Genomic DNA, 17383 nt, shown 5'->3' on the forward strand with positions numbered 1-17383 from the left:
TGTTCACCATGACTAGTCAAACGTTTTAGCGTTAATAAAACCCGAAACCAGCATGCAATCATGGCGAAATAAATGGTTGAAAATCACGCAATCATGTATATCAGTAGTTTAGGCTCGTGTTTAGCTATCGGAATGGCCAGCCGCCGCCTCGGCGCGCTCGGCATTCCACGCAACGAGCGCCTCGTGGACCGCCTTGGCAACATCGGCAGGTATGCCGCGAACTTCCGCGATCTCTTGCTCGCTCGCCGCGCGCAAACGCTTCATCGAACCAAAATGGCGCATAAGGGCACGTTTTCTGGTGGGTCCCACGCCTGGAACGTCATCGAGTACCGAAACTGTCATGGCTTTATCGCGCAACTCACGATGGAATGTGATTGCAAAACGGTGCGATTCATCGCGCACCTGTTTAATTAGATAGAGCGAAGCAGACCCGGTCGGCAGCACGACGGGAGTCTCGTCCCAAGGCACAAAAACTTCCTCATCGGCCTTTGCCAAGCCACAAACTGGTATATCGAGCCCAAGAGCCTCAAGTTGCTTGATCGCAGCGGTCAATTGCGGCTTACCGCCATCGACAACGAGCAAATCGGGGCGCGAGCCAAAGCGCTCGTCGGCCATGCGCTCGGGAGCATAGCGTCGTCCCAAAACCTCGGACATCGACACGAAGTCGTTTGCCTCGTCCAATTCGGCCTGAATTTTAAAACGACGGTACTGGCTCTTGTCGGCGCGTCCGTTGGTAAACACCACCATCGAGGCGACGGTAAAGGTTCCATGCAGCGTCGAGATATCGAAGCACTCGATACGCATCGGCGGCGCCGGCAGCGCCAGCGCGCTTTCGAGCTCCAGGAGCGCTTGATTGGTGCGGTCGTCAGCGTACCCCGTTCGCATCATGTAGCGCATGAGGGCATGGCGCGCATTTTTGGATGCCATATCGAGCAAACGGTGCTTTTCGCCACGCTGCGGCCTATGGAGATGGCAGGAACGCTCGCGCTTGCCTGCAAGCCACTCCCCCAGCGCCTCCGCATCCTCAAGCTCGACAGAGAGGTTTATCTCAGCTGGAATATCGGCCGTCTCGTCGTAATAGCGCTTAAGAAAGCCCGACTGGAGCTCTTCCTCGTCAACATCAAGACCCTTGTCAAGAATGAACTCGCAGGTTCGAACCGTTCGACCCTCACGCACGACAAAGACGCAAGCGGCGGAGATGGTCTCCTCGCGATAGAAACCGATGACATCGATATCGACACTGGAGGGAAAAACGACTTGCTGACGGTCGTCCAGACCCCTGATGACCTCCAAACGACGTTTGACGCGTGCCGCGCGCTCAAAGTCGAGCGCCTCGGCGGCATCCGTCATCTCGGAGGTCAGCTCATCGACGACATCCTTGCGATGGCCCGACAAAAAACGTTCGACACGTTTGACGTTCTTGGCATAGTCCGTAGGAGAAATCGCGCCGACACACGCACCCGGGCCGCGCCCGACATGGTAGTCAAAGCAGGGACGCCCGTTTTGCGCGCAAATCATATTGACGATGTCTTCCTCGCCCCTGTGGGACTCGACGATACGACGACAACGACGCCACTCCGCACAGGATGCGGAGCAGATGGGGATAACCTTGCGCAGCGTATCTATCGTCTCACGTGCCGCACGGCTATCGGTATAGGGACCAAAATAACGCGTTCCCGGCTTATGACGCTCGCGCGTATATTTGATAGCGGGATACAGGTCGCCCTTTGTAATGGCGATAAAGGGGTAGCTCTTGTCATCCTTGAGGTCGACGTTAAAGTACGGATGGTACTGACCAATCAAATTGCGCTCGAGCACCAACGCCTCGTGCTCGGTCTCCACCACGATATAGTCAAAGCTCGCCACCAGCTGCATCATCAGCGGGATCTTTTGACGCTCATCCTGCAGTGTCACGTACTGGCGCATACGGGAACGCAAGTTTTTTGCCTTGCCCACGTAGATGACATCGCCCTTGGCATCCTTCCAAAGGTAGCATCCGGGCTGTGTGGGAACGCGCGAAACCTGCTCGGCAAGCGTTGGAATGTTGTCGTGACCGGCCACACGCACCTACTTGCGACGAAGCAGCGCCGAGACCTCAGGCATCTTAAGGACGACGGCAAGGCCAAAGGTAACAGCAAGCGAGACGACACCCGCAACGCAAACGTAGCCAAGAGTAATCAGAATCGAGCCGCCAAGTGCCCCGACAAAGTGTTCAAGCACCCACATGACGCCGGCGCCTGCGGCAGCACCTAGACCACCGAGCAAAAGGCCAAAGAAACCGCCATGCAGGATAGATTTGACCTGAAGGCCACGCAGGCGACGACGCAGCCACCACAGCGAACAGCCGACCAAGATCACGTAGTCGACAACATACGAAAGCGCGATTGCCGGCATACCGAAGCCCAGCACAACGCCAAACAGCAGAACCGAGCCGGCCTGGCCGATGGCAGAATACAGGCAATAGCGGCTATAGGGCTTCATGTCGAGCAAGGCAGAGAAGCTCTTCTGCATCAACACGACCACGCCGTAGAGCGGCAGCGAGAGCGCTAGGTAGACAAGGTACTCGGACACCAGCGCCACTCCGGATTCATCGAACTTGCCAGCACAGTAGATCATGTTGAGCGGACGTGCGAAGACAATCAGGTACAGTGCGAACGGAATCAGGAAGAACAGCATCTGGGCGACGCCACGCGAAATGCCCGTGCGTACGCTGTCGTAATCCTTCTCCTGTGCGTCGTGAGAGAGCTCGGTATAGAGCGCCGTCGAAAGCGAGGCGGCAATCAGCGCGTAGGGCAGCGTGTACCACAGGCGCGCATAGGCGATGACGGAAGGACCAGTCTCGGGCTGGACCACCAGCGCGGCAGCGTTGGTGATAGAAGTCGAGACAAACATGCACACCGTGGCGAGCAGCGTCGGGATACCGAGCGCAATCGTCTGGCGCAGCGCGGGGTCCTTAAAGTCGATATGGATATGGGGATGCACGCCGTGCTTGCTAAGCGCGGGAATCTGACATGCCATCTGAACAAAGACACCGAGGGTCGTACCGGCCGCAATCAAGATGATGCCGGCACGTTCGCCAAACTGTGCGGACACGGGCGCAAAACCCATAAAGCTCGCAATGACGATCACATTGTTGAGGACCGGGGCAAACGTCGACCAGAAGTAGTCGCGGTGTGCGTTGAGAACGCCCGAGAACACCGAGCCCAAACCATAAAACAGAATCTGGATGGCAAAGAAACGGAACATGAACGCAGCGGTATCCATGCTGCCGCCGTCACCCGAAAGGAACGATTGCGTCCAGATAAAGCCCGGGGCGAACACGGTCCCCAGCAACGAAATGCCACCCAGCACCAAAAGCAGAATGCCGAGCAGGTTGCCCACGTACTCGTTCGAGGCCTCGCGACCCTGCTCACGCCTCACGCCCATGTACACGGGCAAAAACGCCGTCACGAGCATGCCGCCCATCACGAGTTCGTAGAGCATATTGGGCAGGTTGTTGGCGACCTGATAGGAGGACGAAAGTAGCGACATGCCGATAGCGGCCGCCATTGCCCACGTGCGGATAAAACCGGTGACGCGAGACACAATGGTCAGGATGGTCATAAGCCCGGCGGAACGACCAACCGTGGAGTAGTCCGACGAGCCCATGTCGTCAGTGTCATCTCGCGACGAAGAAGCTTCGGATGAGGGTGTCTGAGGCGCAGATTCTTTTGCAAAATGAGCTCCGCGCTTCAATTCTTCCTGCGCCATCGCTCAGTCCTCTCTCGTGATCGGGGCAACCGTCGCCCCGCAAAATGCAACTAAGTCATCGGGAGCAAGCTCAAGCTGATAGCCGCGCTTGCCACCCGAGATAAAAATGGTATCCCAAAGGACGCATGTCTCATCGATCAGCGTCCGGAAGCGTTTTTTCATACCGACCGGGCTGCAACCGCCACGGACATACCCCGTCGCGGCAAGCAAATCTTTGACATGCATCATGGTCAGTGACTTTTCGCCTGCGGCGCGCGCGGCGGCCTTGAGGTCGAGCTCGTCGGCAACAGGAATGCAGCACACGACATGGTCGTTGGACGGCGTCGTGCAGACCAGGGTCTTAAATCCCTGACCGGGCTCCTCGCCAAGCTGCTCGGAAATCGCGACGCCCAGACCTGACGATTCATCGCCATCGTCTTCGTACGTATGGAGAACATAGGAGATGCCGGCGCTTTCCAGCTCGCGCATCGCATTGGTTTTTGGCGTCTTAACAGCCTTTGCCATGGCACATCCTTTCCCTCGCAGAGCGACGCAAGGATTAAGTATAGGGCCAATTCCGCCGCATATGCCATCTCGACACACAGAAGCGCCACCGAATCAAAAGGAATCGGTGGCGCGTCGGTACTACAACGTCTCTTTACTGCGCGTCGAGCTGCGCCTGGCGCTCACGGTCACGCTTGAGCAGCGGCGCCAAGAACTTGCCCGTGTAGCTCTGCGAACATGCCGCGACTTGCTCCGGCGTGCCTGAGACCACGACGGCTCCGCCGCCATTGCCGCCCTCGGGGCCCATATCGATCAGGCGGTCGGCAACCTTGATGACATCAAGGTTGTGCTCGATCACCAGAACCGTGTTGCCCGCATCGACCAGGCGCTGCAACACGTCGAGTAGCTGGCGAACATCCTCAAAATGAAGGCCGGTTGTGGGCTCGTCCAAAATGTAGAACGTCTTGCCTGTCTGACGACGATGAAGCTCCTTGGCGAGCTTCACGCGCTGCGCCTCGCCGCCCGAAAGCGTCGTAGCGGGCTGGCCCAAGCTCACGTAGCCCAGACCCACGTCATATAGGGTCTGCAGTTTGCGCTTAATCTGCGGGATATTCCCAAAGAAAGCCAGTGCTTCGGTAACACTCATGTCGAGCACGTCCGAGATTGTCTTGCCGCGGTAGGTAACCTCGAGTGTCTCGCGGTTATAACGCTTGCCGCCACATACCTCACAGGGGACATAGATATCGGGAAGGAAGTGCATCTCGATCTTGATCTGGCCATCGCCCTTGCACGCCTCGCAGCGACCGCCGCTTACGTTAAAGGAGAAACGTCCCGGCGAGTACCCGCGCGCCTTCGACTCCGGCGTGCTTGCAAATAGCGCACGCAGATCATCCCACAGGCCAATATAGGTCGCAGGGTTCGAACGCGGCGTGCGACCGATCGGCGACTGGTCGATATCGATTACCTTATCGATGCACTCGATGCCCTCAATCTTCTTGTACGGCCCCACGGGACGCGTCGAACGATGAATGGCATTCGTAAGCGCGGGCGCAATCGTATCGGTGACCAGGGAGCTCTTGCCCGATCCCGAAACACCGGTAACAACCGTGAGCGTACCGAACTCAATCTTGGCGGTAACGTTTTTGAGGTTGTTAGCGCGGGCACCCGTGATCTTAAGACAGCCGCGGCCGGGCTTGCGGCGCTCATCAGGCACGCGAATCATCCGTTTGCCGGTCAAATAGGCACCCGTCATGGAATCGGGGCACGCCATGATATCAGCAGGCGTTCCTGCGGCGACCACGTGTCCGCCGTTAACGCCCGCGCCGGGACCCATATCGATCACGTAGTCGGCAGCGCGAATAGTATCTTCGTCGTGCTCGACGACGATAACGGTATTACCGATATCGCGCAAGCGCTCGAGCGTCTTGATCAGGCGCTCGTTGTCGCGTTGATGAAGGCCGATCGACGGCTCGTCCAGAATGTACAGAACGCCCATGAGGCCGGCGCCGATCTGCGTTGCCAGGCGAATGCGCTGTGCCTCACCGCCGGAAAGCGTCGCCGAGGCGCGATCGAGCGTCAGATAGTCGAGTCCGACATCGACCAGAAAACGCAGGCGCTCCAGGATTTCCTTGACGATGCGACCGCCGATAAACTGCTGACGCTCGGTAAGCTCCAGGCCCTCAAAAAACTCGAGCGACTCACGACACGACAGGCAGCAGACGTCGTAAATGGACTTGCCGCCCACGGTGACGGCAAGCATCTCGGGACGCAGACGAGCACCATGACAGCTCGAGCATGGCTCTTCGCGAATGTATTTCTCCAAGCGAGTCCTGGTGTTCTCGTTCGTCGTCTCGTTGTAGCGCTCGTACAGGATGTTGCGCACACCCGAGAACTTAGTGTCCCACTGGCTGCGACGCCCATCGAGCTTTTGATAGTCGACCGAGATCTTCGCGTCGCCCATGCCATCCAAAAACGCACGACGCACCCGCGGGGGCAGGTCCTCCCATGGCGTATCGGCACTCACCTTAAAGTGTTTGCAGACCGCGGCAAAAATCTGCGGATAATAGTTGGAATTGCCGAACAGGCTGCCAAAGACTCCGTCGGCAATCGACTTTGAGGGGTCTTCAATCAGTGCCTCGGCATCGACTGTCTTTTTAAAGCCCAGGCCGTCGCACTCGGGACATGCACCATAGGGCGCGTTGAACGAGAAATCGCGCGGCTGCAGGTCGTCGATGGAATGCCCGTGCTCCGGGCACGCCAGCGCCAGCGAATACTCCAGCAGCTCGCCCTCGGTTCCCTCGGGAGCGTCGCGGTCGGGCAGCATGTACACGCTCACGTTACCGTGCGCCAGTGCCGTCGCCTGCTCAACGGACTCGGCAATGCGACCCAGGGAGTTCTCTCGAATCACGATACGGTCAACCACGACCTCAATGTCGTGTTTGAACTTCTTGTCCAGGTCGATAGGGTCGTCAAGCGAGCGCACCTCGCCGTCGACGCGCACACGGCTAAAGCCCTCCGCACGCAGGTCCTCAAACAGCTTGGCGTATTCGCCCTTGCGTCCACGAACCACCGGCGCCAACACAAACGCGCGGCGGCCCTCCCCCGCCGCCAGCACCTTGTCGGCGACCTGATCGGTCGTCTGACGCTCAATGACACGACCGCACTCAGGACAGTGCGGCGTTCCCACGCGAGCAAACAGCAGACGCAGATAGTCATAAATCTCGGTTACGGTGCCCACCGTCGAGCGTGGGTTTTTGGACGTCGTCTTCTGATCGATCGACACAGCCGGCGACAGACCGTCAATCGAGTCCAGATCGGGCTTGTCCATCTGGCCCAAAAACTGACGCGCATAGCTCGAAAGGCTCTCGACGTAACGGCGCTGGCCCTCGGCATAGATGGTATCGAACGCCAGTGAGCTCTTGCCCGATCCGGAAAGACCGGTTATGACCACGAGCTGGTCACGCGGAATGGAAACATCGATATCGCGCAGGTTATGCTCGCGCGCGCCGCGAATAACGATAGAAGAATCAGACATGGAAGCTCCTTGCCTCCTACAACTTCAAATCACACTGACGATGAGTTTAGCGCACTCGACGCGCACAGATGTTCGTAATACAAGATTCGCAGACGTTTTGCTTTGCGTATCGGGTGCTTTGTTTCTCGAAATGCCGGGAAAAGGTTACAGTAATCTAATACTGAACTTAATTTGCTGTAACAGAGGAACGTCCATGACCGAAGATATCCCCCTTGAAATCACTTCGAGTGACATGGCCAATCTGCCCATATTCATCGCCGTCCTTATCGTGGCCGCTGTCATCGCACGCATATGCGTTTCAGTCAAACGAAAGGAACAGCCGCCTGTTTTTCGCGCCCTTTGGTGCGCGACGCTCCTCATCCCGCTCGGCATGGTAGCTGCATGGATTACGAATCAATTGCTCGTAAATGAGGACAGTTCCCTATGGGTCCTTTCTTATTCGGCACTCGGTGCTGCCGCCGTCATACTTCTTGTCGAGCCCTTGGTTTCGGGACTTATCGACCAAACCGATCTTGCGACGGGAACGGTTGCCTGTATTTGCCGTGACATCCTTGTCATCGCCGCTGTTTCAGCGCTCTCGTTCGTTTCACTCGAAATTGCCTGCAACGAAACGTTCTATCGCATTCCCGCCAACTCATTCGGGTTTTCCGTCGGGCTGCTCGCGACGGTTCTACTCTCCCTTTATTTGCTGGGACAGCGTCATGGAGGCGTCATGACCCTCGTGCCCATCATCTGTTGCATCCTTGGCATTGCCGAGCACTTCGTCATAACGTTTAAAGGCGAAGCCATCCTGCCAAGCGATATCTTGGCCCTTGGCACCGCAATGGAGGTGAGCGAGGGATACGAGTTTACCTTTACCGCCGGAATCGTAACCTCTCTCGCCCTGCTGGAGATTTCCCTGGGGCTTCTTTCGCTTATCCGACCGCGAAAGCTCCGTACGTCCACCCATGTCTTCCCCGCAATCGCCGCTAACCTCTGCGCTTTTCTGCTAGTGACCGTTGTGGGGCTCTCGGGCTTTTCCAGCATCGACTTGGAGCAGGCGCTGGATTTTGGATTTGACCGTTGGCAGCCCATCACCACATATGCGTCTCAGGGTTTTATCACTTCGTTCACCGAAATGGTCAACGAGTTGCCCATTGAGAAGCCCGAAGACTATACGCCCGATGAGGCGCAGAGCATCGAGCAGGAGCTCGCCGCCGCCTACGACAGCACGTATGGCTCGAGCGAGCAGCGCGCGGCTGCCGTTGCCCAGTTCAATGAAATCAAGCCAACGATTGTTGCCGTCATGAACGAGAGTTTTAGCGACCTTTCGTGCTTTGAGCAGCTCCAGGCGGCCGGGTACACCGGCCCCGCATTCTACAACTCGCTTCCCGACACACTTGTTCGCGGCACCATGCTCGCTTCGGTCACCGGTGGCGGAACGGCAAACTCCGAATTCGAATTTTTGACCGGAGCGTCAACGGCCTTTGTCGGATTAGGCAAGATCCCCTATCAGCTGTATCAGATGAATGGCGTCAACAGCCTGGCAAAGGACCTTAAAGAGCTTGGGTATACCGCTACCGCTATGCACCCGCAAAACCCCGTCAACTACCATCGAGATAAAATCTATCAGCAGTTGGGCTTTGGAGACTTTCTTTCAATCGGCGATTTCGAAGGTGCGCCCTGTTACCATGCCGGCGTATGCGACTACGCCACCTACGACAAGATACTCGACCTGCTTAGAACCGACGAAGCGCCGCAGTTCATCTTTGACGTCACGATGCAAAATCACGGCGGCTACGACTATGGCACCGTTCCCGCCGAAGAGCTGACAAACTATTGGGTCGAGGGAGCCAGTGAGGGCGCCAATAGCGCGCTCAACACCTATCTCACCTGCATCAACGCATCCGACCGGGACCTCGAGTACTTTATCAACGAGCTCCGCAATATCGGCAGATCGGTTGTTCTTGTCTTTTTTGGCGACCATCAGCCGAGCGCCACAACGACTCTCAACGACGAGCTGTACCCTCAGGAAGACACGGCAAGCCACGCTTTCCGTGTCTATCAGTCGACCTATTTCGTCTGGGCTAACTATGAAATCGCCGGCAATACCGAGCTCAACGTCTACGACACCGTCGGGGCAAACGAGATTGCAGCCATTACCCTAAATAAGATCGGCGCCCCGCTCACCGACTATCAAAAGGCCCTGCTTGCAACAAGGTCAGATGTGCCCACCATCAATGTCGCCGGCTATCTCGGTGCCGACGGGCTGCGCTACGACTTGGAATCTGAAGACAGCCCCTACACCTCGACGATCGATAAGCTGCAGCGCATGCAATACCTCGAGTTCGCCAGCAAAGTTCAGTAAGCCCGCCCATTCGCTTGGGTCCATCGTATTGCAAGCACGCTCGGCCCAAATGCATCGCAAATGACTCCCGCTCGCAAACGAGGGTACAATGACGCTCGTGTCACACCGCGGGGCTCCGGCCCCAACATATACAAAGGAGTCAAACATGGGTTGCGAGCACGCACAGGCAGCCGGCGGGCAAACGTCGCCGTCGCAATTTGAGGAAAATACGCTGTCCGAGGTCAAGCGCGTTATCGCCGTGCTTTCCGGCAAGGGCGGCGTCGGCAAGTCATTCGTCACCGGCGCCATCGCCACGGAACTTTCCCGCCACGGTCACAAGGTCGGCGTCCTCGATGCCGATATTACCGGCCCCTCTATCCCTAAGATGTTCGGCATGAGCGGACGTCACGTCCATGCCCTCGGCAACCTTATGCTGCCCGAAATCTCCGAGCACGGCGTCAAGGTTATGAGCTCTAACCTGCTGCTCCAAAACGAAACCGACCCCGTCCTCTGGCGCGGTCCGGTTATCGCGGGTGCCATCAGGCAGTTCTGGAGCGAAACCTCATGGGGCCCCATCGACTACCTGCTGGTCGACATGCCTCCGGGAACGGGCGACGTCGCCCTCACGGTCTTCCAGTCGCTGCCCGTCGATGGCATCGTCATCGTTACGAGCCCGCAGGATCTGGTCTCGATGATCGTCGCCAAGGCGGTCAACATGGCCGAGAAGATGAACGTCCCCATTCTGGGAATCGTCGAAAACATGAGCTATATCGAGTGCCCCAATTGCGGCAAGAAGATCGAAGTCTTTGGCAAGAGCAAGCTCCCCGAGGTCGCCGAGCGTTACAACCTCGAGATCCTAGGGCAGCTTCCCATCAATCCGGCACTCGCCGAGGCCTGCGATAAGGGCGAGGTTGAAACCGCACTGCCCGCACGTATGCTGCCCCAGGCCGTCTCTGCCGTCGAGGCCATTGCCCCGCACGAAACCGCCGAGGCCTAAGTGAACGCAAACGCCTCCTATGACGTCTTGGTAATCGGCGGCGGGGCCTCGGGTCTCGCCGCCGCCATTACGGCCGCACGCGCAGGCAAAAGCACCTGCATCGTTGAGCGCGATGTTGCCTGCGGCCTTAAACTCCTTGCGACCGGCAACGGCCGCTGCAACCTTTCCAACGAATCAATTGATTTCCAGCGGTACAACCACCCCGCATTCGTCGAATCCGTCATGGGCCCCCAGCCTGAGCAAGAGCTCGGCAGTTTCTTCTCCTCGCTGGGCATCATGACGACCTCCGAGGAGGGCCGGCTGTATCCGCGCTCCCTTCGTGCCGAATCGGTGCGCGACGCACTTCTCAACGCTTGCAATCACCTGGGTATCACCTTGATCTGTGGAGCAAACGTCGCCTCGGCATTCAAAGCCCCCGAGGGCTGGACACTCCAAATAGATCGTCCCGCGCGAGCACTCAAGGCAAAAAAGCACGACGACCGAAAATCGGAACTCCGCTCGCTTCGGAAGGCGCTCGCCGACACCTCTCGCAGGAACGAGACGCTGCAGGCAAAGGCCGTAATTATCGCTACGGGCGGCAGCCCCGCCGACATCGCGAAGACGTTCAATCTTTCCCTCACACCGCAGCACCCCGTCCTCTGCCCCGTGTCGGCATCGGTCTTCGGCGACCAGACTGCGCTCAAGACACTGGATGGCCTGCGCGTCCGCGCCCGTTTGACGCTCACCCGCAATCACGAGGAGCTCTGGCGCGAAGACGGCGAAGTGCTCTTCCGAACCTTTGGCATCTCGGGCGTTGCCGCCTTTAACCTCTCCCGTCGCGTCCAGCGCGGCGACACGATTCTGCTCGACGTTTTCCCCGACCTCTCCAAAGACGAGTTGCTCGATATGCTCAACCAGCGAGTTGAGTTGCTCGGCGGCTTTTCGCCCCGCGACCCCCGCTGGCTCGACGGCATGCTCGCCCCGCAGTTCTCACACGTTGTCTGCGCCGCATTCGAACAGTGCCACCCCGGGTCGCACGACCCCATCCATCTAGTCTCAATCCTCAAGCACTTTAAGTTGCTCGTCGAGGGAACGACAGAGGAGCGTTCGGCCCAGGTCACGCGTGGCGGCGTGCCCATCGAGAGCGTCTCAGCTCCCAACCTCTGCGTGAGCAACGCAGCAGGCGCCCCGCTTTACATCTGTGGCGAGGCGCTCGACATCGATGCCGATTGCGGCGGTTTCAACCTTGCGTGGGCTTGGATCTCGGGCATTCGCGCTGCAAGCAGCCTATAGCCGCGCAGTCTATAATCTAAACGCATTCGGGCCGTCTGGGACACCGGGCGGCCTCTTTCTTGCATCTAAGGAGACCTCGATGATCGAAATCACCCAAGTCCACGCGTCACTCGATGAGGCCGGCGACGAAACTGCCTGCCTTGCTATTGGTAGACGTGCCGTCAAACGAGCCCTGCGATGCGAGGATTCCCAGATTAAAGCCATTGAGCTCCATCGCAAGTCAATCGACGCCCGTAAAAAGCGAGATGTCCATTTTATTTTGAGCTTTCGAGTTGAGCTGACAAGCTCTCGACTCGAGCAGGAGGTGGTCGACCGCGTCGCCGAGCGCGACCGCTCGCGCATCCGCATAGTAGACGGCGAGGCTCCTTCATTCCCCAACCCTGTCCCGAATGCACCCAAGGGGCGTCCCGTCGTTGTCGGCGCCGGTTGCGCCGGTCTCTTCGCCGCCCTCACCCTTGCCGCAGCGGGCCTTAAACCCCTGCTCATCGAGCGAGGCGACCCCGCACTTCGCCGCTCGGAAGCGATTGATCTCTTTCTTAAGGAGCGTATCCTCGACCCCGAAAGCAATATCCAATTTGGCCTGGGCGGCGCAGGGACCTTCTCGGACGGCAAGCTCAACACGGGAACCAAGAATCCTGCCCATCGGCTGATTCTTGAGACCTTCGTCGAAGCGGGCTCACCTCGCGACATCCTGTGGGACGCCAAGCCGCACATTGGCTCCGACATCCTCCCCACCGTCGTCACCAACATTTCTCAGCGCATCGAGCAGCTCGGTGGAACCGTCCGTTATCGAACAAAGCTCGTCAATATTCGAACCGATGGATCTGGCGCCATCACCGGCGTTGATGTCAAACCGCCGCAAGAAACCACAAGCGAAACAATCGCCACAAAGCACCTCATTCTCGCCTGCGGCCATTCCGCCCGCGACGTATTCGAGCTTCTCAAAGAACATAACGTTACCCTCGCGCAAAAGACCTTTGCCATGGGTGTGCGCATCGAGCATCCACAGCGCGACATCGACCGCGCCCAATATGGCCCTTCGGCGGGGCACCCGTCACTCGGAGCAGCCCCCTACAAGCTTGTCGCCCATCTCCCCAACGGCCGCAGTGTGTTCTCGTTTTGCATGTGCCCCGGCGGACAGGTTGTCGCGGCCTCTTCCGAGCAGGGCCATCTGTGCGTCAACGGCGCCAGCCTCAATGCCCGCAACGGGCGCAACGCGAATGCCGCCCTACTCGTTAACGTCACACCTGACGACCTTCCCGACGATGATCCGCTCGCAGGCATTGAACTCCAGCGCGCCTGCGAGCGAGCCGCCTATCGCCTGGGTGGCTCCAACTGGAACGCGCCGGCACAGCTCGTCGGGGATTTCCTTGCGGGACGCGCCAGCACGGCACCCAGAGAGGTAAAACCGACCTATCCACTTGGCGTGACCTGGACGGCGATCGACGATGCCCTCCCGCAGCATATCGTCGAATCGCTTCGTTTGGGAATCCCCCTGCTCGGTAAGAAACTGCGTGGCTATGACCGCCCCGATGCGGTCCTCACTGGCGTGGAGACGCGTTCGAGCTCCCCGGTCACCGTCATCCGCGATCGAACATGCCACGCCGCGTCGACTCCGGGCCTTTACCCTTGCGGCGAGGGTGCCGGATATGCCGGCGGCATCATGAGTGCCGCCACCGACGGCATCCGTTGCGCTAAGGCGCTGATAGCAGACATCTAGTGCACGAACTCCCGCGTCCGAACGACACAGGCCCCAAGCTCCACAGGGAACTCGGGGCCTGTTCACTACTTCCTGAATCGTGCACCCTGGCGTTTTCTGCCCGAAGCAAAGGTAGAGCCCTTGCGAGCCTGCGAACGCAAACGCTCGATCGTTTCGTCCTCAGATGCGCCCTCAAGCATCGCCCGAATCTGAACGACAGCATCGCGCAGACGTGCCGCCTCCTCAAAGTCCATGGCGGCGGAAGCGTTACGCATGTCTTCCTCCATGGTCTCGACGATCCGCACGAGCTCGTCATGCGGCAGCCCTTCCAGCTGCTCGGCAAGCGTCTGCTCGGGCGCCACCGTCTCCGGCGCGGCGCCCTCGCCGTTTTCGTCGGGCGTATAGAACGCACCGTGACCCAGCGAATCGCCTCTCGAGCGCCCCTTCGAGCCCACAGTCTTTTCGGCCTCGGCAATAAAGCTCGAAATGTCGTTAATGGCCTTGCGGACTGTCTTGGGCACAATGCCATGCTCTTCGTTATATGCCATCTGAATCTCGCGACGGCGCTGCGTCTCCTCGATGGCTTCTTTCATCGAATCGGTCACAACATCTGCATACATGATGACCTCGCCGTCGGCATTACGGGCCGCACGGCCAATCGTCTGAATCAACGAACGGCGATTGCGCAAGAAACCTTCCTTGTCGGCGTCGAGAATTGCCACCAGCGAGACCTCGGGAAGGTCCAGACCCTCGCGGAGCAGGTTGATGCCGACGAGAACATCAATCTTTCCCTCGCGCAGCGTTCGCAGGATCTCGACACGGTCCATCGTCGCTGTATCGGAGTGCATGTAATTGACCTTAATGCCGGCATCAAGCAGATGGTCGGTCAGGTCCTCGGCCATGCGCTTGGTGAGCGTGGTCACCAGCACGCGCTCCTTGCGGGCAACGCGCTCGCGAATCTCGTCCTCAAGATCGTCAATCTGTCCACGAACCGGACGCACATCGATCTTGGGGTCGAGCAGACCGGTCGGACGAATAATCTGCTCAACGTCGTTCTGGCTAACCCGCAGCTCATAGTCGCCCGGCGTAGCCGAGACGTAGATGAACTGGGGAATCCTCGCCTCAAACTCATCGAAACGAAGCGGGCGGTTATCGAGTGCCGAAGGCAGACGAAAACCGTGCTCCACCAGCGTCACCTTACGCGAGCGGTCACCTTCGTGCATGCCGCGGATCTGCGGCACCGTCACATGGCTCTCATCGATGATGCAGAGCATGTCCTTAGGAAAGTAATCGATCAGGGTAAACGGTGGCTCGCCCGGTTTTCGACCGTCCAGATGACGCGAGTAGTTCTCGATGCCGTTGCAAAAGCCCATCGTCTCGAGCATCTCGAGATCATAGTCGGTGCGCTGCTGCAGACGCTGTGCCTCGAGCAGCTTATCAGTCGCCTTGAGCTCGGCCACACGCTTCTCGCACTCTTCACTGATTGATTTCAGAGCCGCTTTGACCTTAGGCTTCTCAGTCACGTAGTGCGATGCCGGCCACACGGGAATGGCCTCGTACTCACGTAGCATCTCGCCGGTGACCTCGTCGATCTCGGCAATCAGCTCAACCTCGTCGCCAAAGAACTCAAACCGCAACGGATGCTCGGCATAGGGTGGATACACGTCGACGACATCGCCGCGCACACGGAAGGTGCCACGTGCCAAATCATAGTCATTGCGATCGTACTGGATATCGATAAGCGCATGGATAAAGTCATCGCGCTCGAGCGGCACCTTCTTGTCGACGTTCGGAGCTAGGCCCGCATAGTCCTCGGGAGAGCCAATGCCATAGATACACGAGACCGATGCGACGACGATCACATCGCGTCGAGATAGCAGCGATGCGGTCGCCTGATGTCGCAGCATCTCAACTTCTTCGTTAATCGAGGAATCCTTCTCGATATACGTATCGCTTTGCGGCACATACGCTTCGGGTTGATAGTAATCGTAGTACGACACAAAATAGACCACGGCGTTGTCAGGGAAGAATTCCTTGAGCTCGCTCGCAAGCTGAGCGGCAAGCGTTTTATTGGGAGCCATAACCAGCGTCGGCTTCCCCAGGGCCTCAATAGTCTTAGCCATCGTGAAGGTCTTGCCCGAACCAGTCACGCCCAGCAAAACCTGATAGCGATCTCCGTCCCTCACGCCCTGCACAAGCGACTCAATGGCCTTAGGCTGGGAGCCAGCGGGCTCGTATGGAGACACGACCTTAAACGGTACCTCAGAGCCCTCAACGCCAAAACGTTTAAGCTCTCCTCCAACACGCTCAACTTCAAATTCCGCCATGGATACTCCTAACTCATATATCTGCAGTATACGCAGGCGGCAGGCATAGTCCTATACGAACCGATCGGGATAGAGGGTCTTGTAGCGAACCCAGGCATTATTGACACGAATCAGATACGCCTGCGTCTCGGGAAAAGTGATTGCATTATGAAGCGACGTGCTCTGCTGCGCCCATCCGTCGACATTGCCCATGCCGGCGTTATAGGCGGCAATGGCACTGTCAGTCGACCCGTTAAAATACGTTAGAAGATACGAAAGATACGCACAGCCAAACTCGATGTTCGTAGCGGGATCGTTAAGGTCGCCGGCTGAATACTCGCTGCCATCGACAAGACCCTTGGCAATCATATCCTGGGCAGTCTCGGGCATCAGCTGCATCAATCCCCGTGCGCCTTGATTCGACTCAGCCTCGGGATCCCAATTCGATTCCGACTTTATGACAGCGCACACCAGATACGGATCAAGATTGTGCGAAATGCTCGATTGCTTTACGTACGCCTCATAGTCAATTGGATACAAAGGCTTAAAGAAGGCGGCAGGGGCATACGAGTAGACGAGCGAAATAAGGCCGAAGACAAACATAACGGCAAGTGGCGCCACGCGATACCACGTAAAGAAACGTGTCTTAGGCATCGGCCTCCTCCCTATCCACTACATCCCCGAAGCCATGGCGCGCAAGCCATGCGTCCAGTTGTTCAAAGAGCGAGTTATCGCCTGCCGCATTATCGATGACCGTCGTAGCGAGATTGCAAAGCGAAGCCTCATCAGATTGGCATGCAGAGCGCGCATCAAAATCAGAGGACTCCATACCACGATGAATGGCACGCTCACGACGAACTGCTAAAGGAGCGCTGATAACCAGAATTTCATCAGCCAGGCCAAAAGCATCCTCAAAACCAGTCGGGGCAGAAACCTCGACAACCGCAAAGGGATAACGGGGGGACGAAACCGTGCAACAAACCGGATCAAGAATCCTCAGTGACAGCTGTTCGATGAGAACCGGATGAACGATGCCATTGAGCCGCGCGACTGTATCAGGAGAGGCGAAAGCTCGAGCAGCGAGGACATTGCGGCGAATGCCGCCCTCCCCGTCCAGAATGTCCCAACCGAATTCTTCCGCGAGGGCATTGACGATATCGGAGCCTGGCACATACAGCGATTTGGCAAGCTCATCCAGATCGATAAGCATGGCGCCATGAGATTCGAGATAGCGGCAGGCAGTCGACTTACCCGAAGCAATATTGCCCAAGACAAAAACGGTAAACATCAAGTCCTCCCTAACGCCAATGGGAGTTATTATCGCGCAAATACAAAAGAAGGACTCAAAATACAGCCAAACAGTAAGAGAAGCTAAACGAAGGCGAGTTCGTGTATTACAACCCTCTATTAAACGCAAAAAAGGGGGAGGCCGCGCGGCCTCCCCCTTCTTCAAGTCATGCGACGGCTCGGTGCCGTCCACCGGTCAGCGGCGCCCTGGCCTCCCACGGGCTGACCC

Annotated in this window: 11 protein-coding genes; 4 read left to right on the forward strand and 7 right to left on the reverse strand. The window is 57.9% G+C overall.

Annotated features, from left to right (window positions below; all coding sequences use genetic code 11):
* Positions 1–120 precede the first annotated feature (120 nt).
* The 4 genes from uvrC to uvrA all read right to left on the reverse strand — a co-directional run bounded on the left by uvrC (position 121) and on the right by uvrA (position 7267).
* Positions 121–2061 (reverse strand): excinuclease ABC subunit UvrC, encoded by a 1941-nt coding sequence (uvrC, locus tag FGQ61_RS06875; protein ID WP_308196330.1) that lies wholly within the window; start codon positions 2059–2061, stop codon positions 121–123.
* 6 nt (positions 2062–2067) lie between these two features.
* On the reverse strand, positions 2068–3648 hold the full coding sequence (gene murJ, locus FGQ61_RS06880; protein WP_117794699.1) for a murein biosynthesis integral membrane protein MurJ: 1581 nt from the start codon (positions 3646–3648) through the stop codon (positions 2068–2070).
* Between the two features lie 105 nt (positions 3649–3753).
* Complete coding sequence (gene ybaK / locus FGQ61_RS06885; RefSeq protein ID WP_138375029.1) at positions 3754–4254, reverse strand: Cys-tRNA(Pro) deacylase; 501 nt, start codon at positions 4252–4254, stop codon at positions 3754–3756.
* Between the two features lie 133 nt (positions 4255–4387).
* Positions 4388–7267 carry an excinuclease ABC subunit UvrA gene (gene uvrA, locus FGQ61_RS06890; RefSeq protein WP_138375030.1) on the reverse strand — a complete coding sequence of 960 codons (2880 nt, stop codon included), beginning with the start codon at positions 7265–7267 and terminating at the stop codon, positions 4388–4390.
* A 193-nt stretch (positions 7268–7460) separates the two neighbouring features.
* On the opposite strand from uvrA, the gene FGQ61_RS06895 reads away from it, so the two are divergent.
* From FGQ61_RS06895 to FGQ61_RS06910, 4 genes are all read left to right on the forward strand, one after another.
* Entirely contained in the window at positions 7461–9614 is a 2154-nt protein-coding gene (locus FGQ61_RS06895) for an LTA synthase family protein (protein WP_171021538.1), read from the forward strand.
* A gap of 145 nt (positions 9615–9759) precedes the next feature.
* Positions 9760–10590, forward strand: coding sequence for an Mrp/NBP35 family ATP-binding protein (locus tag FGQ61_RS06900; protein ID WP_138375032.1), 831 nt, complete (start codon positions 9760–9762; stop codon positions 10588–10590).
* The gene (locus tag FGQ61_RS06905) at positions 10591–11862 is read left to right on the forward strand and encodes an NAD(P)/FAD-dependent oxidoreductase (protein WP_138375033.1); all 1272 of its coding nucleotides are present in this window, start codon (positions 10591–10593) and stop codon (positions 11860–11862) included.
* A 79-nt stretch (positions 11863–11941) separates the two neighbouring features.
* Entirely contained in the window at positions 11942–13582 is a 1641-nt protein-coding gene (locus FGQ61_RS06910) for an NAD(P)/FAD-dependent oxidoreductase (RefSeq protein WP_138375034.1), read from the forward strand.
* 65 nt (positions 13583–13647) lie between these two features.
* On the opposite strand, the gene uvrB is transcribed toward FGQ61_RS06910, so the two are convergent.
* The 3 genes from uvrB to coaE are packed head-to-tail and all read right to left on the reverse strand — an operon-like array spanning position 13648 to position 17155.
* On the reverse strand, positions 13648–15888 hold the full coding sequence (gene uvrB, locus FGQ61_RS06915; protein ID WP_138375035.1) for an excinuclease ABC subunit UvrB: 2241 nt from the start codon (positions 15886–15888) through the stop codon (positions 13648–13650).
* Positions 15889–15939: 51 nt separating this feature from the next.
* A complete protein-coding gene (locus FGQ61_RS06920) occupies positions 15940–16521 on the reverse strand; it encodes a lytic transglycosylase domain-containing protein (protein WP_138375036.1) in 582 nt (193 codons plus the stop codon).
* Positions 16514–17155 carry a dephospho-CoA kinase gene (gene coaE, locus FGQ61_RS06925; RefSeq protein ID WP_138375037.1) on the reverse strand — a complete coding sequence of 214 codons (642 nt, stop codon included), beginning with the start codon at positions 17153–17155 and terminating at the stop codon, positions 16514–16516. Before coaE ends, FGQ61_RS06920 begins: the two co-directional genes overlap by 8 nt.
* Between the last annotated feature and the right edge of the window lie 228 nt (positions 17156–17383).

Origin of the sequence: Collinsella aerofaciens (assembly GCF_005844325.1) — a bacterium.
Taxonomy (GTDB): Bacteria; Actinomycetota; Coriobacteriia; order Coriobacteriales; family Coriobacteriaceae; genus Collinsella; species Collinsella aerofaciens_G.

What these genes read in the sequence shown, in the direction of transcription:
- uvrA (WP_138375030.1), bottom strand. Translation starts at nt 7,267, where the DNA reads ATGTCTGATTCTTCTATCGTTATTCGCGGCGCGCGCGAGCATAACCTG.
- uvrB (WP_138375035.1), bottom strand. Translation starts at nt 15,888, where the DNA reads ATGGCGGAATTTGAAGTTGAGCGTGTTGGAGGAGAGCTTAAACGTTTT.
- FGQ61_RS06910 (WP_138375034.1), top strand. Translation starts at nt 11,942, where the DNA reads ATGATCGAAATCACCCAAGTCCACGCGTCACTCGATGAGGCCGGCGAC.
- ybaK (WP_138375029.1), bottom strand. Translation starts at nt 4,254, where the DNA reads ATGGCAAAGGCTGTTAAGACGCCAAAAACCAATGCGATGCGCGAGCTG.
- FGQ61_RS06895 (WP_171021538.1), top strand. Translation starts at nt 7,461, where the DNA reads ATGACCGAAGATATCCCCCTTGAAATCACTTCGAGTGACATGGCCAAT.
- FGQ61_RS06900 (WP_138375032.1), top strand. Translation starts at nt 9,760, where the DNA reads ATGGGTTGCGAGCACGCACAGGCAGCCGGCGGGCAAACGTCGCCGTCG.
- murJ (WP_117794699.1), bottom strand. Translation starts at nt 3,648, where the DNA reads ATGGGCTCGTCGGACTACTCCACGGTTGGTCGTTCCGCCGGGCTTATG.
- coaE (WP_138375037.1), bottom strand. Translation starts at nt 17,155, where the DNA reads ATGTTTACCGTTTTTGTCTTGGGCAATATTGCTTCGGGTAAGTCGACT.
- FGQ61_RS06920 (WP_138375036.1), bottom strand. Translation starts at nt 16,521, where the DNA reads ATGCCTAAGACACGTTTCTTTACGTGGTATCGCGTGGCGCCACTTGCC.